This window comes from Thiohalophilus sp. (assembly GCF_034521165.1).
GTDB lineage: Bacteria > Pseudomonadota > Gammaproteobacteria > UBA6429 > Thiohalophilaceae > Thiohalophilus.
Genome location: NZ_JAXHMV010000001.1, coordinates 285,030 through 307,993, shown reverse-complemented (window position 1 = coordinate 307,993; position 22,964 = coordinate 285,030). Strand labels below are relative to the sequence as shown.

Annotated in this window: 20 protein-coding genes; all 20 read right to left on the bottom strand. The window is 58.6% G+C overall.

Features of this window, described 5'->3' with window-relative positions:
* Positions 1-116: 116 nt before the first annotated feature.
* Positions 117-845 carry an RNA polymerase sigma factor FliA gene (locus tag U5K34_RS01485; RefSeq protein WP_322566765.1) on the bottom strand — a complete coding sequence of 243 codons (729 nt, stop codon included), beginning with the start codon at positions 843-845 and terminating at the stop codon, positions 117-119.
* A gap of 247 nt (positions 846-1,092) precedes the next feature.
* A complete protein-coding gene (locus U5K34_RS01480) occupies positions 1,093-2,226 on the bottom strand; it encodes a flagellar hook-length control protein FliK (RefSeq protein WP_322566764.1) in 1,134 nt (377 codons plus the stop codon).
* A 120-nt stretch (positions 2,227-2,346) separates the two neighbouring features.
* Positions 2,347-2,793 carry a flagellar export protein FliJ gene (gene fliJ, locus U5K34_RS01475; RefSeq protein WP_322566763.1) on the bottom strand — a complete coding sequence of 149 codons (447 nt, stop codon included), beginning with the start codon at positions 2,791-2,793 and terminating at the stop codon, positions 2,347-2,349.
* Between the two features lies 1 nt (position 2,794).
* Positions 2,795-4,189, bottom strand: coding sequence for a flagellar protein export ATPase FliI (gene fliI, locus U5K34_RS01470; RefSeq protein WP_322566762.1), 1,395 nt, complete (start codon positions 4,187-4,189; stop codon positions 2,795-2,797).
* Positions 4,167-4,820 (bottom strand): flagellar assembly protein FliH, encoded by a 654-nt coding sequence (locus U5K34_RS01465; RefSeq protein WP_322566761.1) that lies wholly within the window; start codon positions 4,818-4,820, stop codon positions 4,167-4,169. The genes fliI and U5K34_RS01465 overlap by 23 nt, the downstream gene beginning before the upstream one ends.
* The gene (gene fliG, locus U5K34_RS01460) at positions 4,807-5,826 is read right to left on the bottom strand and encodes a flagellar motor switch protein FliG (protein WP_322566760.1); all 1,020 of its coding nucleotides are present in this window, start codon (positions 5,824-5,826) and stop codon (positions 4,807-4,809) included. Before fliG ends, U5K34_RS01465 begins: the two co-directional genes overlap by 14 nt.
* Before the next feature lie 24 nt (positions 5,827-5,850).
* Positions 5,851-7,482, bottom strand: coding sequence for a flagellar basal-body MS-ring/collar protein FliF (fliF, locus tag U5K34_RS01455; protein ID WP_322566759.1), 1,632 nt, complete (start codon positions 7,480-7,482; stop codon positions 5,851-5,853).
* 150 nt (positions 7,483-7,632) lie between these two features.
* A complete protein-coding gene (gene fliE / locus U5K34_RS01450) occupies positions 7,633-7,974 on the bottom strand; it encodes a flagellar hook-basal body complex protein FliE (protein ID WP_322566758.1) in 342 nt (113 codons plus the stop codon).
* Positions 7,975-8,009: 35 nt separating this feature from the next.
* Complete coding sequence (locus U5K34_RS01445) at positions 8,010-9,428, bottom strand: sigma-54 dependent transcriptional regulator (protein ID WP_322566757.1); 1,419 nt, start codon at positions 9,426-9,428, stop codon at positions 8,010-8,012.
* Between the two features lie 18 nt (positions 9,429-9,446).
* Complete coding sequence (locus tag U5K34_RS01440; RefSeq protein WP_322566756.1) at positions 9,447-10,643, bottom strand: sensor histidine kinase; 1,197 nt, start codon at positions 10,641-10,643, stop codon at positions 9,447-9,449.
* 156 nt (positions 10,644-10,799) lie between these two features.
* Positions 10,800-12,227, bottom strand: coding sequence for a sigma-54 dependent transcriptional regulator (locus U5K34_RS01435; protein ID WP_416223990.1), 1,428 nt, complete (start codon positions 12,225-12,227; stop codon positions 10,800-10,802).
* 250 nt (positions 12,228-12,477) lie between these two features.
* Positions 12,478-13,020 (bottom strand): PilZ domain-containing protein, encoded by a 543-nt coding sequence (locus tag U5K34_RS01430; RefSeq protein WP_322566754.1) that lies wholly within the window; start codon positions 13,018-13,020, stop codon positions 12,478-12,480.
* 12 nt (positions 13,021-13,032) lie between these two features.
* Positions 13,033-13,371 (bottom strand): flagellar protein FliT, encoded by a 339-nt coding sequence (locus U5K34_RS01425; protein WP_322566753.1) that lies wholly within the window; start codon positions 13,369-13,371, stop codon positions 13,033-13,035.
* 4 nt (positions 13,372-13,375) lie between these two features.
* A complete protein-coding gene (gene fliS / locus U5K34_RS01420; RefSeq protein ID WP_322566752.1) occupies positions 13,376-13,810 on the bottom strand; it encodes a flagellar export chaperone FliS in 435 nt (144 codons plus the stop codon).
* A 67-nt stretch (positions 13,811-13,877) separates the two neighbouring features.
* Positions 13,878-15,923 carry a flagellar filament capping protein FliD gene (gene fliD, locus U5K34_RS01415; RefSeq protein ID WP_322566751.1) on the bottom strand — a complete coding sequence of 682 codons (2,046 nt, stop codon included), beginning with the start codon at positions 15,921-15,923 and terminating at the stop codon, positions 13,878-13,880.
* A 100-nt stretch (positions 15,924-16,023) separates the two neighbouring features.
* Positions 16,024-16,425, bottom strand: a complete 402-nt coding sequence (locus tag U5K34_RS01410) for a flagellar protein FlaG (RefSeq protein WP_322566750.1) — start codon at positions 16,423-16,425, stop codon at positions 16,024-16,026.
* Positions 16,426-16,488: 63 nt separating this feature from the next.
* The gene (locus U5K34_RS01405) at positions 16,489-17,934 is read right to left on the bottom strand and encodes a flagellin (RefSeq protein ID WP_322566749.1); all 1,446 of its coding nucleotides are present in this window, start codon (positions 17,932-17,934) and stop codon (positions 16,489-16,491) included.
* A gap of 482 nt (positions 17,935-18,416) precedes the next feature.
* The gene (gene flgL / locus U5K34_RS01400; protein ID WP_322566748.1) at positions 18,417-19,640 is read right to left on the bottom strand and encodes a flagellar hook-associated protein FlgL; all 1,224 of its coding nucleotides are present in this window, start codon (positions 19,638-19,640) and stop codon (positions 18,417-18,419) included.
* 7 nt (positions 19,641-19,647) lie between these two features.
* Positions 19,648-21,711, bottom strand: a complete 2,064-nt coding sequence (gene flgK, locus U5K34_RS01395) for a flagellar hook-associated protein FlgK (RefSeq protein ID WP_322566747.1) — start codon at positions 21,709-21,711, stop codon at positions 19,648-19,650.
* Positions 21,712-21,733: 22 nt separating this feature from the next.
* Positions 21,734-22,642: a flagellar assembly peptidoglycan hydrolase FlgJ gene (gene flgJ, locus U5K34_RS01390; protein ID WP_322566746.1), complete on the bottom strand. Its 909-nt coding sequence runs from the start codon at positions 22,640-22,642 to the stop codon at positions 21,734-21,736.
* Positions 22,643-22,964 lie beyond the last annotated feature (322 nt).

The window sequence follows — 22,964 nt, the reverse complement described above, 5'->3', positions numbered from 1 at the left end:
TATCAGAGACTTAACAACAGTGAGTATAGAGTATTCCCACGCCGATGCGAGCCGTGCCGGCCATTCGAAAGGCGTTCTGTGAGCCAAACCCGGTAAATCGGTAGCGCCGTGCGGGGTCAATCCCGGGTAGTGTAATCGGACAGATGCTTGCGCATGCGCAGATGTGCCTGGCTCATCAACTGGCTGACCCGGGATTCGCTCACCCCCAGCACCTCGCCAATTTCGCGCAGGTTGAATTCCTCATCATAATAGAGGCCGATAACCAGCTTCTCGCGTTCGGGCAGTGCCTCGATGGCCTCGACCAGATGCTCCTGAAAGCGCGTCTCTTCCAGTCCATCCAGCGGCGTTGTCTGTCCGGCCTTGTAGTTATCCCCCAGTTGATTGTCATCGACCCCCATATCCACAAAGCTGAGAATGCGGCAACTGTTGGTCTCCTGCAGGATCTGGTGATATTCGTTAAGGGTAATCCCCATCATCCCGGCCACTTCACCCGGCCGGGCTTCGCGTCCGGTTTCCGCCTCGATCTGTTGCGCACACTCCATCAGATCCCGTGCCCGCCGATGCACGGATTTGGGTGCCCAGTCATTGCGGCGCAGTTCATCCAGCATGGCCCCGCGGATGCGGATCGTGGCATAGGTTTCAAATGTGGCGCCCTGAGCGGGATCATAATGCTGGGCCGCATCCAGCAGCCCCAGCATCCCGACCTGGATCAGATCATCCACCACCACACTGGCGGGCAGGCGGGACATCAGATGATAGGCAATCTTCTGTACCAGCGGCCCGTGCGTCTCCACGAGCTGTTCGGCTTCGCTGAGCTGGCTGGTGCTATACATCGAAAGCGGCATCAGAATTCACCTGTTTGTGATTGCTGTAATGTCGGTAGCCGAAGGCGGCAACTTGAATACTTCTGTCTCAGACGGTACTGAACAGCAGGATGCAGAAAGCGTGCCCGTTCTCTGAAATACATTAACTTTTTGTTAATCAAGGTCTTACATTCATCCTGTTGTATAACCCGGGCGCGGTGTCATGAATCCGCCGCCGTTTGATGTCAGGCCCGCAAAACCGTCGTCACAGCGGCCCATCACCGCCGGGTCAGGCATAAAGATCCAGTAATCCGTTGTCGTTCGAATTGAGACGGCTTTCTCCCGCGACGGTGGAGGAGTCACTATCGGTCCCGGGCTCATCACCATGGGCGAGCGCCTGGCCCTGGCCATCGGGGTTGTCGCCGGTCTGTTGCTGTTCGGCAAACGATTCCTGGGAAACATTCACATCGCCCAGATCCAGACCGACCTCGCCAAACATTTCCCGTAACCGGGGGGCCGCGGCTTCCACCGCATCCCGCACCTGGGCATTGGCCACGCTAATATTCAAACTGGCCTGATCCCGATTGATCGTCACCCGCAGTTCCAGAGAGCCCAGTTCCGGAGGCTCAAGACGAATTTCAGCCCGTTGCATGTTCTGGCCCACCATCCACTGGATCCGCTCACCAATCCCGTTACTCCAGTTCGGGTGCTGCGGTGACACGTTCATCGGCGGCAGCTGCATTTCGGGACGTTGCCCCGCGCCGTTATTCATCCCGCCGAGCCCCGCCAGCATTTGATTGAACTGCCCCTGCTGCGAGGAAGAAGACCCCGCGTTCAGGGATAGCGAACTGCTCAATCCTGTTTCGGTATTCTCCGCGGCGCTCAGCAAGGTCGCCGGTTGACGGGGATCGACCACGCGATTGCTGGTTTGCTCGGTGAGGAGCTTGAGCAGATTCTGGTTGAAAAGCGCATCACTATTTTGAGATGCGCTGCTGCCGACATGACCCGGCATCTCGCCTTGTGTCCCCTGTTGCAGCGGATTGGCCTGGCGTAACAGGAAACTGGCGGCCGCCCCGGCGTCACGGCCTGACATGGCGTCAGGCAGCCCACCGGCGGGCAAAACAGCCTGCCCGTCAGTACGCGGTAAATCATCCCAGACCATGAGTGCCGACCAAGTGATGGCCGGCGATTGTGACGGCAAGCTGTTGCCGCTTGCCTCCCCGTCGGTTGCCGCGGGCGGCAATTGCAGCGCCGCCTGCTCCCCGTCGGTATTCAGCATTTTCAGCAGCAGACCGCCGAACAATGGCGGCGGCGCCGCGCCCTCGGGTTGCGTTCCCGCCTCGCCCTGGCGCGCGTTCTCGGCGGTGCCCTGAGCTTTGGCAGGCGGTTTCCCCGACAGCAACATCATTGCAGCTTCAGACATGAAAGTGTTCTCCACAGCGGTTTGTCTGGGTAACTGCAAGGGGTATGCCAAAATCCAGGGCCAAGGGTCAGGGGCCAGTAGCTAGCCACTGGTGATTGACCTCCGTGCCCGGCGCGGTCGTCAATCGGTAGGCTTGTGCCGGTGCCGGGCCCCGGCCAGATCGTCATTTTCAAGCTGTTCCTGCCGTTCGGCCTGATGACGTTCGTGGCGCGCGAAGCGATCCCGGGTCTTGTCCAGGATACGGGTCTGTTGATGGCGCTGTTGCCAATGATCGGTTTGTTGCCGGCACTGCACGGCCAGTTGTTCAACCACCTGGTGCTGATTTTCGATCGCCTGATCCAGCTGGCCCATGAAAGCCTGGAAATGTTGCAATTGGGAACCAGTGATCCCCTGCTCGCCATCCTGTAAAAAGCGCCGCCGGTACTCCTCGCGGTATACGCGCAGCTCTTCCAGTTTGGTCTGCTGGGCTTCCATTTGCTGTTGCGCCTGGCCCAGATCGCGCACGGCCTGCTGTTCCTGTTTTTCCGCCAGCTGCATAAGCGATTTGATACGCTCGGATTTTTTCATCTCAGATCGTCACCATCGGGACTTCCGGTTGCGGTGTATTCGCCGGTTCAGACAATAGCTGCTCCAGCTGATTGAGACTGTCCTGCCAGTTAGTCGGCTGCTGCATATCCTGGCGCAGAAACGCCATCAATTTCGGATGCATGGCGATCGCCTCATCGATGCGGGTATCAGTGCCTCGGGTGTAGGCGCCGACACTGATCAGATCGCTGTTACGCTGATAAGTGGAATACAGCTGTTTGAACCGCTGCACTATCTGTTGCTGTTCGTTCGAGACAATCGCATTCATTGCCCGACTGATAGAGGCCTCCACATCGATCGCCGGATAATGCCCCGACTCGGCCAGTTGGCGCGACAGCACGATATGCCCGTCGAGGATTGCGCGCGAAGCATCGGCGATCGGTTCCTGTTGATCGTCGCCTTCGGTCAGCACCGTATAAAACCCGGTAATCGAACCGCCGCCGGCCGGGCCGTTACCGGCCCGCTCAACCAGTTGCGGCATGCGCGCGAAGACCGACGGCGGATAGCCCTTGGTGACCGGCGGCTCGCCAATGGCCAGGGCGATTTCCCGCTGGGCCTGGGCGAAACGGGTCAGCGAGTCCATGAGCAACAGGACATGCTTGCCCTGATCGCGAAAATATTCAGCAATACTGGTAGCCAGAAAAGCACCGTGCATGCGCATCACCGGTGTCTGGTCCGCCGGCACCGCCACCACGCAGGCACGCGCCATACCTTCGGGACCGAGAATATTATCAATGAATTCTTTCACCTCCCGGCCGCGCTCGCCGATCATGCCGACGACGATCACATCCGCGGCGGTATAGCGGGTCATCATGCCCAGCAGGACACTCTTGCCGACCCCGCTGCCGGCAAACAGCCCCATGCGCTGGCCGCGACCGACGCTTAACAAGGCATTAATGGCGCGCACACCAACATCCAGCGGGGCGCTGATCGGGGCACGTTCCAGCGGGTTGATCGGTTTGCCGGTCAGTGGCATGCGTTCGGACGCCATCAAAGGCCCCTGTCCGTCCAGCGGTTTGCCGGCACCGTCGAGCACTCGTCCCAGCACACCATCCCCCACGACCGTTTCATAAACGCGATTGGTGGGAATCACCCGGGCATTGGGATGGATACCATGAATATTGCCGGTCGGCATCAAAAACAGTTTTTCGCCCGCAAACCCGACCACCTCGGCTTCTATGCTGTCACTGTCTTCGCTTTCAACCAGACAACGCGCCCCGATCACCGACTGACAGCCGACCGCTTCGAGGGTCAGACCGACCATCCGGCTCAGCCGCCCTTCGACGATCAGGGTTTCCACCTGTTGCAGGCGCCCTGACAGGGTAGCGAGGCCCTGTCGCCATTGATCACTGCGCTCAGTTGTCGGAATCGTCGCCATCGCTGACACGCTCCCCGCCAAACACGGCTGCTGAGATTCTGGCGATCTGTTTTTCGATGGTGGCATCGATGGTCGAGTTTTCCGCCACCACCTTGCAGCCGCCACGACTGATCAGCGGTTCTTCCACCACCTGCCATAACCGGTTGTCGTTATCGGTTTCATTGAGGGACAGCGCTTCGCGCACCAGCTGGGCGTCTTCGGGGTGTAACTGAACCCGGATATTGCGGGCACTGACCGGCAGGGCATTGACGGCCTCGCGTACCACGGCAATCACCTGCCCCGGCTCGGTTTTCAGTTCACGGCGAATCACATGCTCCGCGACAGACATGGCCAGTTGACCGGTCTGCTCGATCACCTGCTCATCCAGTTCGGTAAACGGCTCGGTCAACGCCGACATCAACCGTTCCAGTTGTTCAACCCGGCTCCGGATTTCCTCCTGCCCCTCGGCCAGCCCCTTGTCGAAGCCTTCCTGCTTGCCCTGGGCAAAGCCTTCTTCATAGGCCTGTTGCTGAACGGCTTCCAGTTGCGAGGCGGTAGCCGGGGAACGTGGCATGGCGTCGTCATGCACATTGGGCAGTTCCCAACGCTCATAGGCGGACTGCTGATTGTCGGACACCTTAGACGAAGTCATCGCCGCTGCCGCCTAACGAGATCTCGCCCGACTCGGCCATGCGCCGTGCAACCGTGAGAATCTCCTTCTGTGCGATCTCCACTTCGCTGAGCCGGACCGGCCCCTTGGCATCCAGATCGTCGAGCAACATCTCGGAAGCCCGTTTGGACATATTCTTGACGATCTTGTCTTTAACGTTTTCGTCGGCGCCCTTCAACGCCACGATCAGATTCTCGGAAGAGATTTCGCGCAACAGCGCCTGGATGCCGCGGTCATCCACATCCACCAGATTATCAAAGACAAACATCTGTTCCTGAATATTCTGGCCCAGCTCCTCGTCCTGCTGCTTGACCAGATCCATGATTTGCGATTCGACACTGGTGTCGACAAAGTTGAGCAGGTTGGCGGCCGTCTTGATACCACCGACACCGGCCGACTTGAGACTGTCCGCATGACCGGCAAACTGTTTTTCCAGCGTCTCGTCAAGTTCATGCAGGGCGCTGGGCTGGATACCATCGAGGGTGGCCACCCGAATAACGACATCGGTACGCATATTCTCCGGTAACGCCGCCAGTACTTCGGCGGCATGATCGCTTTCCAGATAGGAGAGGACGATCGCGATAATCTGCGGATGCTCGAGACGAATCAGTTCGGCAATGGCCCGCGGTTCCATCCACTTGAGGGTCTCCAGCCCCTTGGCATTGTGGCCCATGAGGATGCGATCGATCACATTGCCGGCCTTGTCCTCGCCCAGGGCGTTGACCAGCACATTACGCAGATAGTCCTCGTTGCCAATACCCAGTTCGGTCTGCTCATCCACCGTGTCGCAAAACTGCGCCAGCACGTGATCCACCGTTTCCCGGTTGACATTGCTCATGGCGGCCATGGCCTCGCCGACCCGCTGGACCTCTTTGGGGCTCATGTGCTTGAGAATGGCCGCCGCATCCTGCTCGCCCAGTGTCATCAACAACACGGCGGCACGCTCCGTGCCGCTGATGTGTTTGCCTTTGGAATCTGCTTCTGCCATATCGATTGCTATCCTGCCGCGACCTTATTTATCGTCCAGCCAGCTTTTGACCACCTGGGCCACGCGTTTAGGTTCCTGGGCGGCCAGTTGCCGGGCCATGTTCAGATTATCTTCATAGGTTGCCGCCTTGGGCAAACGGGGCTGTCCGCCACCCCCGCCGGAGAGACTGAGCTGGTCCTCGGAAAGTTCCTCACCGGTCTGGGGGTCAACGATCCGGGTCGGACGATGACTCGCCAGGCTGCGCATGACCGGACGCAGCACACCAAACAAGATTAACAGAGCCAGCAGCGCGCCACCCACTTGCTTGAGAATCGACCAGAAGCCCGGTTTCTCCCAGAACGACTCGGCCGGGACCTCCTCCAGTTGTACCGGCGGGGTAAACTCGGCGTTGATGACCTGCACCGAATCGCCGCGCACCGCGTTAAACCCGACGGCTTCCTTGACCAGTGTCGTAAAGCGGGCCAGCTCCGCATCGGTATAGGGTGTCGCGACCGGATTACCCTCATCGTCAGCGACCTGTTTAACATCCAGCACCACGGCAACGGAGAGCCGGCGTATGGAACCGGGCACATTGCGGCTGTGACTGATCGTGCGATCCAGCTCATAGTTGCGCGTCGAGCGGCGAGTAACCTGGCCGGACTCCTCGGTTTGAACCTGTTCGCCCGCCGCGGCATCGGCCTCCTCGGGCGCCCGGGCCTGCCCCGGCGGCGTGTTGGTCAACGCCCCCGGAATCCCGCCGGCGATGGCCGGACCGTTAACCTCTTCTTCAAACGACTGTTCACTGCGTACCGCCGGCGCATCGGGGTTATAGGCCTCGCGGGTGGACTCGGTACGGGTAAAATCGAGATCGGCACTGACCGTGGCGCGAACATTCTCCCGTCCCACCAGCGGAGTTAGTATGTTTTCAACCCGGCTGGCGTAGGAGTCTTCCACCTTGCGGGTGTGATCGAACTGACTGGCGGTCAGGGCCAGCCCTTCCTGATCCTTGCCGGAGGACAACAGGCGCCCCTGATCATCAACGATGGTGACGTCCGAGGCGATCATGTTCGGCACACTGGACGAGACCAGATTGACGATCGCGTTGATTTGCTGTTTTTCCAGTTGCCGACCCGGGCGTAATTTGAGCATCACCGAGGCACTGGCCTGGCGCTGACTGCGAATAAACGCCGACTGTTTGGGCAGGGCCAGATGCACCCGCGCAGTCTGCACGGCCGTAATCGAACTGATGGTACGGGCCAGCTCGCCTTCCTGGGCGCGATGAAAACGGGCATTTTGCATAAACGAGCTGGAACCGAACCCGTCCGCATCTTCGAGTAACTCGAAGCCGACGCCATCAGTCTGGGTCAGATTGGCCGCGGCCAGTTTCAGCTTGGCCTGATGCAATTTATCGCTGTCCACCATCAAGGTGCCGCTGTCGGGATCCAGCCGATAATCGATTCCCGCGCCCGACAGTACCTGGACCATCTCCTGGGCGCTCTGGCCGGTGACGCTGCTGTAAAGAATGCTGTAATCGGGACTGCGGGACCACAGCACGATCGCCACACCCAGCGCAATACTGGCGGCCAGGCCCACCAGCAACCCGGCCTGTTTCAGCACGGGCAGGTTAACCATCCCCTGAAACGGCGCATTGAGTTGTTCAGCTTTGACAAGATCCATAATCGTGTACTGTCATATTGTTAAATAATTAAGTTCAGTTTCAGGGCAGCGATACGAAGCGTTGTTATCGAACAACCTGCATTCCCTCGACCTCCTGACAAACTCGCGATCTCACGAACTCACTACCTCGCGACCTGACGCCCTCACGCCTTACACCTGCATATTCATGACTTCCTGGTAAGCGTTAACCAGTTTGTTACGCACCTGCAGCATCGCCTCAAACGCGACACTGGACTTTTGCTTGGCAATCATCACCTCGGATAACTGCACATTGGGATCGCCCTGCTGAAAGGCATCGGTCAGCCGCTTGGCTTCCTGTGAAGCGTTGTTCACTTCATTGATGGACTGTTTGAGCAGATCGGCAAAGTCGGACTGGCCATTGACTGTCTCCTGATTGGCCTGGAGACCCTGGCTCTGCGCACCCTGGGCCTGGGCCGCCATGGACCGCATCTGGGCCAGCAGCATATCGGGGGTAATCGTCGTGTTGCTCATCGGTTCACTCTCCGTCTTGGGTCGTTCTGTTTCATTCAGGCGGTTTCAAAGCCGCTGGCTTCGGGAACGCGGATCCCGGCCTCACGCATTCTGGCCAGTTTGTAGCGCAAGGTGCGTTGACTGATACCCAGCTGCTCGGCCGTGGCCTTGCGGCTGCCATATTTTTTGATGGCGTTCAGGATCAAATCCCATTCGCGATGCCGCAGATCCTGATTCAGCGAATCAACATCCGCTTCGTCTTCCACCTCAGACTGCGCAGCCGGCGCGGGTTGCGATGTCACAGCCGGAGCTGAAACCGGTGTAACCGCCGGGGTCTCCTGGACAGGGACCGTGGCCGTTTCAAAATGAATATCACCGGTCTCGATTACTTCGCCGCTTTGCAAAATCATGGCCCGCTGCATCACGTTATCCAGTTCACGGATATTGCCAGGCCAGGTGTGGCTTTGCAGACGTTGCAGCGCGGCCTCATCCAGTCGCGGAATCATGCGTCCCTCGTTACGCGCCTGCTTTTCCAGCAAACGCTCGGCGATCGGACCGATATCCTCAAGGCGTTCGCGCAACGGTTGCAGATGCAGGGGAAAGACATTCAGGCGATAAAACAGATCCTCGCGAAAACGGCCTTCGGCCACCACCTGACGCATATCCCGGTTCGAGGTCGCCAGTACCCGGACGTCCAGCTGAATCACGTTGTTGCCGCCCAGACGTTCTACTTCCCGCTCCTGCAACACGCGCAGCAACTTGGCCTGCAGGCCGATATCCATTTCCGAGATTTCATCCAGTAACAGGGTGCCCCCCTGGGCCTGTTCAAATTTGCCGGGACTGGCCTTGTAGGCACCGGTATAGGCGCCCTTTTCATAACCGAACAGCGTGGCTTCCAGCATATTCTCGGGAATCGCGGCGCAGTTAATCGCCACAAACGGCTGTTCGGCGCGGCTCGAATGTTGATGAACAAAGCGCGCCAGGACTTCCTTGCCAACTCCGCTTTCGCCGGTGATCATGACCGTGGCATCGCTGTCGGCCACCTTGCGTGCCATGGCGGCCAGTTCCCGGGAAGCCGGTGCCACGGCCACCATGTCGGTTTCGGCCTCCGGTTGACCGATGTACTGCCCCACCATGTTGACCAGCACTTCAGCCTCGAAAGGCTTGACCAGATAGTCGGCGGCGCCTTCGCGCATGGCATCCACCGCCTGCTGAATCGTCCCGTAAGCGGTCATCAACATGACCGGGGTATCGGGGTACTGGCTGCGCAGTCGTTTGAGCAGGGTTTCGCCATCCATCTTCGGCATGTTGATATCGCTGACCACGATATCGAAGTGCTGCTGTTCCATCGCCCGCAATGCCTCGATCCCGTTGGCGGCCAGTACGCTCTCATAGCCGGCGAGCTTCAGGGTGTCCTGCAACGCTTCCGCCAGGGCATCGTCATCTTCCACGACCAGTATGCTGGATGCAGTCATCTCTGCCTCCTTGTTAAGTTATGCCAGTTGCCCGGCCAGCTGTCCGCCCGCTTGTTGCCGGGCATCGGCCTGGACCGGCAGATACAAAATAAACGTCGTGCCCTCGCCGGGCTGCGATTCCAGTTCAATCCGTCCCTTGTGGTTGCGGGTGATCGCCTCCACCACGGCCAGGCCCAGTCCCGTGCCGTCCTTGCGAGTGGTATAGAAGGGGCTGAAGATTTCCTTCTGTTTGTCGGCCGGAATTCCCGGGCCGGTATCGCTGATCCGGATCACCAGCGAGGATTCATCGCGCTCGGCGCGCAGTGTCAGACGGCCCCCGTCGGGCATCACCTGAATCGCATTCATGGCCAGGTTCAGCAACCCGCTGAGCAACATTTGACGGTTACCCTGTATCACGCAACCGTCACTGTCGTCATAAGATTCGAACTGGATAGCGCTGTGACGCAGGCTGGTTTCGAGATTCGCCTGCAGGTCCCGGAACAAATCACCGGCGGTAAACGCTTCCTCGCTGACGGTACCGCGCCGGGCGTACATCAGCATGTTGTCGATCACCTGCTCCAGATGGCGCAGGCGCGAGAAGATTTTCTCCGCGGCATGAATGCGATCCTCGTCTTTGAGGGTCTGGCGTTTGAGTTGCGAGGCATACAACAAGGCCGAGGCGATCGGGGTGCGAATCTGGTGTGCCAGGGAGGCGGCGGTCTCGCCCATGGCCGCCAGACGTTGTTGCTGATTGAGACGATCCTGCATACGCCGGATTTCGGTCACATCCATCAGCAACAGGATCTGGCCCGGCTCGGCGCCCAGCGGACAGGTCGAGATGTTCACCCGGCGCCCATCGCACAACGAGACGTCGGTGCCATCATCCGGCCCCGGCGCAAAGGCCCGGTCAATCACGGCGGACCAGGGTTGTTGCAGCAACGGTTCGCCCAGCAACTCACCGGCGGCGGGATTGTGTTCCTGGACCTGGCCCTCACCGTCGAGCACCACCACCCCGCCGGGCAGCACATCCAGCAACAGGGCAAGGCGGTTGGCCAGCCGCTCCTTTTCGGTCAGTTCGCGAAACCGCTCGTCATGCGCGGCGGCCAGTTCCTGGTTCAGCTCGGTCACCCGCGATTCCAGCAAGCGGTAAGACTCGGTCAGCTGGCGGGAGAGCTGGTTGAAGGTATTGAACGCTTCTTCCAGGGCCCGGGACTGGCTGGGGGTTTCTTCTGCCATACGGTTGTTGTCCGGTTGCATTCCTATGACGCCAAAATTGACACACAGGGAACCCGGAGCAAGAACCATGCCTGAATCAGTTTTTATTGAAATTCAATAAGTTGAGAGTTTGAAATCGGCGGGGGTCAAAATCCTGTCACCGCCAAACAGGACGATTCAGGCGGTTTCGGCCCGTTGCAGGCCGAGCTTGCGCATTTTTTCCACCAGGGTGGTACGACGCATATTCAGACGCTTGGCGGCATGCGCCACCACCCCTTCGGCATCGTCCAGTGCCTGTTTGATGAGGGCATATTCGATTTCCTGCAGATGTTCGCGCAGATCCAGGCCGTCGCTCGGCAGGCGCGCCAGTTCCTCGCTCACCCGCCACTGTGGCTCTGCTTCCAGTTCCAGCGCATCGTCCGCCATCTCCTCGTCTTCCAGCGTCTCGACTTCGATACCGTCGCGGTATTTTTCCGGCAGATCCCGCACATCCACCAGCCCGTTGGGGAACATAATCACCAGCCGCTCGATAAGATTGGCCAGCTCGCGCACGTTGCCCAGCCACTCATAGTCGCTCAGCGCCGCCAGCGCCGCCCGGGTGAAACGCACCGAACGCTGCTGTTCGTGCTCGATACGGGTGACCAGCTCGCCAATCAGCAGCGGGATATCCCCCCGGCGCTCGCGCAGAGGCGGCATTTCGATGGGAAACACATTCAACCGGTAATAGAGATCTTCGCGAAAACGGCCGGCACTGATCTCCTCTTCGAGATTGCGGTGCGTCGCGGCGACAATCCGCACATCCGCCTCGATGCTTTTGTTGCTGCCCACCCGCTCGAACACCCGCTCCTGAATCACCCGCAGCAGCTTGACCTGCATGGACAACGGCATATCACCGATCTCATCCAGAAACAGGGTCCCGCCGCGCGCCATCTCAAAGCGACCCTGGCGGGCGGTCAGGGCGCCGGTAAAGGCGCCTTTTTCATGCCCGAACAGCTCACTTTCGAGCAGGTCGGGCGGGATAGCGCCGCAATTGACCGGCACAAAGGGTTTTTGCCGGCGGCCGGAATGATAATGCAGATTTCGCGCGACCACTTCCTTACCAGTCCCCGATTCCCCGAGAATCAGAACATTGGCATCGGTGCCGGCCACCTGCTCGATCTGCTTGCGCACATCCCGAATCGCCGCACTTTTGCCCACCAGGCTGCGAAACAGGGTCTGGGATCCGCTGCCGGGCTGTTCGACCTGGCGCCGATGGATATCGGCCTGGTGCAGGGCGTGGTAGAGCTGGCGATATTTGAGAGGATATTCGATCTTGCCGGCGATATAGCCCCCGGCAAAACGGCTGTCGCTGTCGGGATTGCCGCGCTCACTGACCAGCAGAATGGGAATCTCCCACGCAAAGTATTCGTGCAGCGCCTTGAGTTCTTCCAGCGTGGTGGCATCCGCCGGATGGCGGCCCAGAACAATGACATCCAGTTGCACATCGTTATGATTGGCCGCTTCCCACTGTCCGTAGTCACAACGCTGGACACTGCCGTAATCGATGAAATCGAATAACAAGCTCACCTCTTCGGCTCGCTCATCGTCGCAATCGACCAGCAACATATGCTGTGCCAGTTTGTTCGGGTCTTTGTGGGGCAGATGATCGTCGGCTGGATTATTCACAAGAGCGCATTAACCGATAAATTTTGTGGTTTGTTAGATTTTAGACAAATACTAATCAGTGCCTGGCAGCATGTCAAAATATTGTCGCCCGGTTAACAAAAAGTTCACCTTCGAAGACATTGCCGCAGATAAGGGCAACAACACGATCCCAACGGCCTGTCTGTCGGCCGGCCTATATATGATAGCGTGTTCAGGAACGGCCCTGGCGCTGGTGGGCGATTTCCCGCCGATGACGACGGAAGACCCATTTCTCGAGATGGGCGCGGATCTCCTCCTCCAGGAAGGCAAAGCGGGAACAGATTCGCCACACCCCGGGTTCCAGTTCATCCTGGCGGTTTTCCACTGGCAGTTTGAGCGCACGGGGTAGTCGCGGTTCGAGAAACAGCTCCAGCCAGCCCAGTGGGGGAAGCGGTGTGGGGCTTTGCCATTCGATGCCGCTCGCCGCCAGGCGCACGGTTTGTTCGGGAGGCAGGGGCTGTTGTTGACCCAGTAACCGGGTGACCAGCTGAATCAGCAGGTCCAGCTTGGCCTCCAGCGCCTGAAATGCCTCATTGTCGCGCTCGCCGCTTTCACTGCCCGTCGGCGCATCGAGCAGGGAATCCAGCAGCAAAAAGGTCGTGAGGTTATGATCGTAACAGGCGGCCGGATCAAGGGGATCGTCATGCCAGAGGAGCCCTACCCCCGGCGTCACCACCACCCCGTCGGACAGACATTCGTCGCGGGTTGCATTCATAGGCCCAGTATATCACCCGCTGTGATGGCGATAGAGCTTCACGGCCTGGCGGGCCTGCTTGCGCTGGCCGAGATAGTCTCCCAGACGTTTTTTTTCCGCTTCACCCAGGGCAATGGACTCGCGATCGATGTCGATCACATCCTGCAGCAGGTGCTGAATATCGTGCAGCGCGCCAGGCATCTGCGGATGATCGAACAACTGTTCGATAATGGTCTGACGCTCCTGTTCCAGCTCGGCGAAAACCTGCCAGTTGGACTCCCCGGCCTGCTGGCGCATACTGCGGGTCAGATGCAAGACCTTGCGGGCATAGTGCCCGGGCGAAAGATAGTATTTTACCGCTTCAGCACACATGGCTTCAGGAGCGCATCGCATCCACGTTGGAGGCCGCGGCGCCTTCCTGCATGACGGGCAGTTCGTCCCAGGCGCTTTTGATCGATTTCATCAGTGAAGAGACTTCATCCAGCAGGACCGGATCATTCTCCACATTGGCCCGGGCCAGACGCCGGGTCATGTAATCATACAGATCGTCCAGATTCTGGGCGATCTCGCCGCCGGACTCGAGATCCAGACTGGCGCGCAGGCCATCGATAATGGAAATCGCCCAGCTGATATGGCCGCCTTTTTGCGCCACTTCGCCGCGTTCCATATGCCCCTTGGCGGTGGCGATTTTTTCCAGTGCGCCATGCATTAACATCTGGATGAGACGATGCGGATCCGCCGATTCCACACCACTGGAAACACCAATGCTGTTGTAGTGTTTAACGGCACTATGTAGTTTTGCCCTGTTCATCACGACACTCCTGCTGTTGGGTGATGTGGTTGCTGCCTTGCAGCGTTATTAATCGCGGACCCGTACCTTAGCTGTTGCCTGGTCCCTTGCTATTACCCTGTGTGGCACCCGGCAGCGAACCGAGCTGCTGACTGAGGTACTTACTGGTGGCTTTCATCTTGCCTACCGTCGCGTCCATGGCGGTAAACTCCTTCATGTAACGTTCCTCGGTTTCCGCCAGACGCCGGGCCAGTTTTTCCCGCTCTTCGCCAATCGACTGGAGGCGCTCGTTGAAGCCTTCGCTCCTGACGGTCAAAATCCCGTCTTCATCCAGCACACTGCCGAGCAGCTGATCCAGCCTGGCGGCCACGCCGTTGGAGAAGATCACCTGGCCGCGATTGCCGGTCTGATTGCCTTCAACCTGAATCGTTAAGCCTTCAACAGGGCCCATGCCTTCCAGTTGCCGGCCATTGCCGCGCCCGCCCAGGCTGCCCAGTCGTCCGGCCACATTCTCACCGGATTCGCCTTTGCCCGGTGCCAGACCGGTGATCCGACTCAGTGACGGCGAGATGTCGGTCAGTTCGACCCGTGAATTGCTGCCATAACTAGCGGAGAGGATCTGCAATCGCCCCTGCTCGGCCCTGACGCTGACCTCGACATCGTTGCGTTTGAACATGGGATCACTGTTGATCGCCGCCTCCAACCGGGTGGCCAGCTGCGGCAGAGCGTTATAGGTGCCGGGTTCCAGCGACAGGGCCCCCGAGGCGATACCGTCGACCCGCAAGCTGAGACGATTATCGGCATCATTGAGGACCAGCGGGCCCTCCTGCATCAACGCGCGCCCGTTCAGCACACCCCGCGCCGGCGGCCGGGTAATGTCCAGATCATACGCCCCCGGCTCGGTCGCTTCGCCGGCGGCGAGGAAGGTCACCCCGGGATCGTCGGCCGAGCCGGCCCGGGCAAACAGGTTGACCACTTCCTGGCGGTTACTGGCAATCGCCTGTTGCAGGCGGCCACTGTTCAGTGTCAGGGTGCCATCGCGATTGGTTTCGATCCCGATACTGCCCAGCGACGGAAACTGTTCGTTAATCCCGGAAAAATCGGTACCGATCTCCCGGCGTAACATACTGACCACGCCACGAATCGATGCATCGCCCGACAGCGGGCCGGCCTGTTCGGTTTCCGGATCGAAACCGGTCAGCTGTTCCACCACCTGGATCATCTCGTTGTATTTTTTAACAAACCCCTCAATGGCCGCGACTACATCCCGGCTTTCCAGTTGCACATCAAGACGGGTACTGCTGCCGGCGGCCCCCGGTTGCAAACTGAAGCTGACGCCGGGGATCACATCCTCAAAATCATTCGAGGCACGCTGGATATCGATACCCTCGACCCGCACCCGGGCATCGCTGGCGGCCGCCACCTGCTGCAGATTATTACCGCGACCGCGCTGTCCGATCGGGTCGAGAGCCAGGTTGGACAGACCGCTCAGATCGCCGTCATTACCATCACTGTCCTCGACCTGAACGCGAATGCTGTTATCGCTGCCGGGTTGCTCCGCGCTTAAAACCATTCGATAACCGTTACCGTCATTCATGACCGAGGCCCGGATCGGTGCCTCGGAATCGTTGATCGCCACGGCGATGTCGCGCAGGGAAGCCTTGTCCGGATCAATGTCAATGGTTACCGGCACGTTATCGGGATTACTTTGAAAGGTATTGCTGTCGGAATCATAGGCACCGAGCTGAAGTGTGATTCGCCCGCTGCCGAAAAATTTGTTGGCGGAATCGAACGTATCGGTCGCCACCTTGTGCGCATTGGCCAGCTCAATGACTTCGAGATCGTATTCACCGGTCTGGGCCTGGTTGGACGCGCTCACGCTGACTACCCCTTCGTTCGCCGCATTGGCCTTGATGGCGTTGAAGGTTTCCGAGTCCCGTAGCCCCGCAAGCGAAGCCTGGAACTCGGAAACCGCGCCTTTAAATGTCCCCATGGCAGACAAACCTGCCTGGAGTTCCGCTTCCTTGCGGTCGAGTCGTTTTTTGACGGGGGCTCCCTCCGCCGCCACCAGCTGCTCAACCAGTCCATTCACATCGATGCCGGAGCCGATCCCTGCTGATGAAATGGTTGGCATAAAGTACCTCGGTTAATTCACAATGAACTGATGATCTGCCCGGCTTTTGGGCCGGGCAGATCGACCTGCAAGATTGCTATGCAATTGCAATGCCACCCTGTCAGGCTTTCAGCTCCACCAGAAATCCCCGGCGTTGTTCCGCCTCCTCGAGGAAATCCGCCAGATTCCGGGAAATGGCCAGCATCTCCTCCGAAGGTATCTGGCGAATCAGCTCCTGGGTCTGTGAATCAACCACCCTGACCACGTAACGTCCTGTTTTGTCATCAACGCTGAAATCCATATTGCGCTGCAGGGACTGCACGTACTCTTTCAGATGGCTAACGGCCTCCTCCAATGCCTCCGGTGACATCTCGAGCTCCCGGCTTTCCGCCTGGACACCGAGGCTGTCACCGGCAACAACTTGCCGTGTTTCGGCAACCTTGCCTGTGGCATCGGTCGAGGTACCGCGGGACTCCGCCGCACTCACCTGCACGACCACACTGGCGATTGAATGTGTTGCCATAACGTCACCTCTCTCTGTGTGGAGGACCGGCTACAGTGTCCTCCGGGTTCACAGGATATGAGCTTACTGGAGCAAGCTCAGGACGTTCTGCGGCTGTACATTCGCCTGCGACAGCATTGCCGTACCGGCCTGCTGCAGAATCTGCGCGCGGGTCAGCTCGGCGGTCTCCTTGGCGTAATCCGCGTCGCGGATCCGGGACCGGGCTGCCGTGAGGTTCTCTGCATTGGTCGACAGGTTGGCGATGGTGGAACCGAAACGGCTCTGGATCGCACCGAACTCGGCCCGCTGATTGCTCACGGTAGCCAATGCGGCATCCACGGTCTGCATCGCCAGGTTGGCGCCTTGCACGGAGCTGATATCCAGGTCAGCCACGGCATTCAGCTTGGACGCCTCGGTGGCCTCGGCGACAGTCTGACCGGCATTGCCACTGACACTGAAGGACTTGGTGGAGTCAAAGACCACCTGACCAGTGATATGCGCCGTTGCACTACCTTCACCACCTTCACCACCACCGGCAGGAATCTCAGCCTCACCCACGGTGACAGAACCGGCATTATTGTTGTTGGTGATTTCACTCAGGGAAATATTCTCCCCGGTGTTGTTCATCAGGACCACGCCCTGACCATCATCGCTGACGCGCGCGGTCACGCCGGTTCTGGAAGCCACGTCGTTGAACGCGGAGACCGCTCCGGCCAGACCATTGTTGCCTTCCGTACCACTGATGGTGAAGGAGATTTGCTGGGCCTCATCGTTATCCGATTTGACATCCAGCACATAGGCGCCGGCTTCACTGAAGGAGATCATCTCTTCAGTCTTGGCAAAGGCCTTGACCCCGGTCGCATCGCTCTTGGCATCGACTATCTCGGCGATCTTCTTGGCGCTGGTACCGGCATCAATCTGGAAGGTCTCGCTACCCAGCGAGCCGGAAACCTTCAGCTCTTCACCGGCGATCCGCTGTGTACTCGTACCGGAAGTCTCAACCCCTTCCACCCGGAAGTTACCGAACTGGTTGGTGCGGAAGTTACCGGTCGTGGTCTGGATAGTCTGGTTGGCATTTGCGCCGACCTGGAAAATGGCCGAACCGAAAGTGCCGTCCAGCAGTTTCTGGCCGTTGAACTCGGTGGACGTGGCAATCCGATCCAGCTCGGAAACCAGCTGGCCCACTTCCGACTGCAGGGCCTGACGATCCGAGGCGGAGTTGGTGGCATTGGCCGACTGAACCGCCAGTTCGCGAATACGCTGCAGAATATTGCTGCTCTCGGCCAGTGCCCCCTCGGCCGTCTGGGCCAGGGAAATCCCGTCGTTGGCATTACGTACTGCCTGATTCAGACCCCGAATCTGCGAAGTGAACCGCTCGGAAATCGCCAGACCCGCGGCGTCGTCCTTGGCGCTGTTGATACGCAGACCGGAAGACAGACGCTGCAGCGATACCTGCAGATCTTCCTGCGACCGGTTCAGGTTGCGCTGCGAGTTCAGCGACATGATGTTGGTGTTAATAACTTGAGGCATGACGCACTCTCCTACTTTGCTCTGCCCGGCTCTCACTGCGAGGATACCGGGACAAAATACCTAGCGGATATACGGGCTTTGGCCTGTATTCACCGCTCCCATTGGCACTAGCGTCCCGGTACGGGGGTTTTATAGGGTCGGGCGGAAAATTTTTGCCGGCCTCAAGTCACTGAAAAACCGAAAAATTCCGAAATTTTCTTAAACAAAGTCTGACTTTTCAGCCGAAATAGTCACTTATCCGGCCAAGTGGAAGAAACGCAAAGGACGCAAAGGACGCAAAGACGCAAAGGGCGCGAAGAAAAAACTTCAAAGGCACAAATTACGGCCATAGACGCCAATAAATGAAGGCATCCAGAATCACTTTGTGATTATTTGCGCTGAACTTTTCTGGTAGTTCAAGGAATCACAAATTTCTTTAAGTTCTTTGCGTTCTTGGCGCCTTTGCGACCTCTGCGTTATTTTCCAGAGGCTGAGAGAAATGATCAGATGTGGTTGAACAGGGAGATGCCCTGAACGCGGGTATAGGCTTTCTGGGAGGCTTCGAGGCCGGTGAGTTTGAGGTTGAGGTCGCTGACGGCCTTGGCGTAGTCGAGGTCTTCGACTTCGGAGAGGATCTCGCGGATCTGCAGTTGCTGGGATTCGTTGATCTCCTGCTGTCCGTCCATGGCATTGAGCCGGGCACCGACATCGGCCCGCACGTCGAGGATACTTCCCAGCGCGCTGTCCATGCCCTCCAGGGTCCGGTTAATCTCGTTGTGCAAGGCCGTATTGGCCTGGGCCTGGCTGTCATTTTCATTGCGCAGCGCGTCGATAAAACGCTGGATGGTCGTGAACATATCCTGGTTCATGCTCGGGCGGATCACGAAAAAGTCGCCATCGACCGGCTCGCCTTCGACCTTGGTCTGCACCCCGGCAAAACGGATAGCCGACCCTTCCTGATACGGCGTGCCGGCCGGGACGACTTCCTTCCCCTCTCCGTCGATCACCTTGTAGGTAATCTCCTGTTCATTGTCCGGCAGTTTGCGGGTTTCGAAAATGATCGCATAGGTGCCGCCCTTGTATTCGCCGGTGGTACTGCCGGGATCGATCACCCCCGACCCCTTATTACCCGGATCATCCAGGGTGACGAAATCGCCGTTGCCATCCTTGATGTTGCGAAATACCCGGCTCCCGGGATCGCCGGTGGGGATGACCCGGTTTGGACCGATCATTATCTGGCGCTGGCCATCATCCCCGTCATAATCAAAACCGTTGGTTTCATTGCGGGTGAAGGGGGTGAACTTGCTCTTGCTGCCGGCAAACATGTATTCGCCGTTGATATCGGTGGAGTTGGCCAGCCCCAGCAGTGCTTCCTGTAATTGCTCGACTTCCTGCGCGATGAATTCCCGGTTTTCGTTGGTCTGGCTGTCGTTATTGGACATCACCGCCAGTTCACGCACCCGTTGCAGAATATCGGTCACGTTCTGCAACACCCCCTCTTCCAGTTCCAGGCGGGCACGACCGGCATTGATGTTGTCCTGATACTGTTGCACGGTTTCCAGCACATCACGCAAGTTGACAATCTTCGCCGCGGCGATCGGATCATCAGACGGTTTGGCGATACGTTGACCGGTCGCAACCTGCTCCTGCACCTTGCTGAGTTTTTCCTGCTGCTCAAGCATGGCATTGATTGCGGTTTGCTGGGCCTGATGAGAAGAGATACGCATCGTCATATCACCGGAAGGCGTTGATCAGCTCTTCGAGCAACTTGTTGGCGGTGGCCATGACCCGGGCATTGGCCTGATAGAGATTCTGGTACCGCACCATCTTGGCCGCTTCTTCATCGAGATTGACACCGGAAACCGCCTGTTTACGCTCTATGGCCTGATCCAGTAACAGTTTCTGCGCATCGCGATTGATTTCCAGTTCGTGGGTCTTGCTGCCCACGCGTGAAACCAGCTGGGAATAGACTTCCGAATAATCGCTGCTGCCATTATCCAGCACCGGCTTGCTTTGCAGGCGGGCCAGTTCCAGGGCGTTGCGATTATCGCCAACCCCATCCTTGTTAAACTCGATACGGAACACATCCCCGGCTTTGGGCTTACCGGTAATCCGCACCCGAAAACCGTAATCCTGGCCATCCGGTGTGGGGAAGACGTCGGCCCCCTTGTCGGGGTCGTACGGGATACGGGTCGTCAGTTCAGGCGGCTGGGCCGGTTCGGCCGGCGTGGCGGGACCACCGCCTTTTTCATTGGCGCTGATGGCCGGCTGCGCCGGACGGGCCGATTTTTTGATCGGAATCGCGTTGCCGCTGTTATCCAGAATTTCGTAATGGGTGTCATCCACGAAACGAACGGCAAACGGCGGATTGAGCTTGTTGCCCTGGGCAAATGCCGCGTGACTGGTATCCTCGACCACTGCCGCGCTGATCTCGGCATTGCCCTGGTTGCTGACCAGTGCTTCGGTGCGTACCGGCGAGGCCGCAGCAATGTATTTGGTGTTTTTCACCAGCGGGGAGAATACTTCCCCGCCGCGCCGGGTCGGACGAATCACAAAACTGTCGCCATTGACGATCCGGCTCCCTTCCTCCAGATTGATTCGAAACCCTTCCGATTCGATATGCCCTGGCATCTTGTCGTATTCACCGAGCAATTTGTCATCCAGCATTCGCACCAGGCGGTATTTACCGTCGCGATAACTGAGTTCGTAATCACTGGTGGTCAGCTTGTCGATATCGGTAATCTCGGCGCTGATCTTGTAATCGCCCTGGTTACGACCGTTGGGCAGAATGTTGGGCGCCAGTTCCTCGGCTTCGGTAAAGAAGTTATCACCCAGCTTGCTTTCCAGATCCATGCCAAGGCGATGCTGTTCATTAAATGTCTTGGCAATGCCCACGGCAATGCGGCCCAGTTCGTTCTGGGCCGGATCCAGCACGCCGTTGCGAAATTCCAGAATGCCACCCAGACGACCGCCGGAGATAAACTTGGTGATCACCGAATCGCTGGCATTGCCTTTGAAAACAATTTCGGCATGATTGGGATCGAAACGGCTTTTCTCGATCGCCATCTCGGAGACTTCGCTGCCCACCACCAGCGTCTGGCCGTTTCCGATAAACACATTCATACGACCGTCATCCTGTTCGCTGACCCGAACCGAAACCAGTTCAGACAGTTTCTGCACCATCCGATCCCGCTGATCGAGCAGATCGCTGGGGGGCTGACCACTCATTTCCTGGGCATTGATGATGGTATCGTTGATTTTCCCGATGGATTCGGCCAGGTCATTGATATCGGTCACCACGCTTTTCATTTCGGACGTAGCCCCTTCGCGCAGGGTATCGAAACGATTGTGCATGTACTGGAAGCGATCCGACAGGGACTGGGCCTCGCTCAACATGACCTGGCGCGCCGAAGTGGAAGAGGGATCTTCGGAAACCCCGTTAACGGCGGAAAAGAAACTTTGCAGCGCCGGGGCCAGGCCCGCGTTGGGATCGGACAGCAAGTTATCCACCTGGCTGGTGTATTCATAATTGGCGCGCAGGGAGCTGTCGGCCGAAGTATTGGTGCGTACCTCGCCGGCGACAAAATCGTCATACACCCGCTCGACGTTATTCACGGTCACACCGGTGCCGATGGCGCCATTGCCGGCCAGCTGGGGCGTGCGTGTTCCCAGGTCCACCCGCTGGCGGGAATAGCCCTCGGTATTGGCATTGGCAATGTTGTGGCCGGTCGTGGCCAGGGCGCGCTGTGACGCTAACGCCCCCGAAACACTGACACCGAGCAAATCACCACTGGCCATAATCGTCGTTGCCTCTTATCGGTTAACCGGTCGCCTGTACATGCTCGACATCCTGTCGGGCCACGGGCTGCTGCAGGACATGACGCTGCATAATGTCGAGTATCTTGTCGGCATACTCGGGATCCGTGGCATAACCGGCGCGTTGCAGGGAACGGACAAACTGTTCCGGTGAAGCCGATTGTTGCAGGGCTTCGCCATAACGGGGATTACTGCGCAAAAACGCCACATAATCGTGGAAGCTCTCTTCCAGCGAATCGTAGGCCCGAAACGGCGCCCGCTCCTGCACCGGCAGACCGTCGCGGTATTCCAGCGTCTGCTTCATGACCCTGTCGCCCTGCCACTCCTGCCCGGCCTTGATATTGAACAGATTGAACGTTGGCTGACCATCGCCATGGCGCAACATATATTTGCCCCAGCCGGTTTCCAGCGCCGCCTGTGCCACCAGCGCTTCCGGTGCCGCATCCAGCTCCTGCGCTGCTGACCGGGCCAACGGCCACAGCGTCTCGACAAACTCCTCGGGACTCTCGAATTCCAGATCCGGCCGGGCCTTTTGAACCCCGTCGGACTGGCTCTGGCGGGCTGGCATCGATGGCGCAAGACTGACCGCCGGCAGACTGGCGGCCGTCGCCGGCTGACGCTGAACCGGCGAGGATTCGCCGCCAGGCGGCAAATATTGATCCAGCTGCCGCACCAGATTGTCGGCCAGCCCCAGCCCCTGGCCCCGGGTCATCTCCAGGGATATCTGCTTGTCGAACATGTCGCGATACAGCTCGCTCTGATTGCTATCGAAAATCGGATCGCCAAAGCTCGCCTCGCGCATGCTCTTGAGCACCATTTGCATAAACACCCCCTCGAACTGCTTGGCCACCTCGCGCAGGGTCGCGCGTGGATCCTGCTGCGACTGATAACGCAGACGCGACAGATCCGCCATATCCGTATAGCTGGACGCCTGCGAAAGGCCGGCAACGGGGGGTTGTTGATTTAACATACTCTGGAATATGCAGTAAGCATGCCAATATTCAGGGAGCCAGTTCTCAGGCTATCCCAGCGTGACTGTCATTTTTCAAGTCCCTGGCATTAACGCGGAGGGCGCAGAGGCGCAAAGACGCGGAGAAAATACTTTTTCATTCATCCTCTGCGACTCCGCGCCTCTGCGAACTCTGCGTTATTTCCCAGAGACCCATTCAGGAAGTGTCAGGTTGTAGGCCCGGTTGCGCGCCGCGCTACCTGGCACCCTTGCTCAGGTTCAAGGT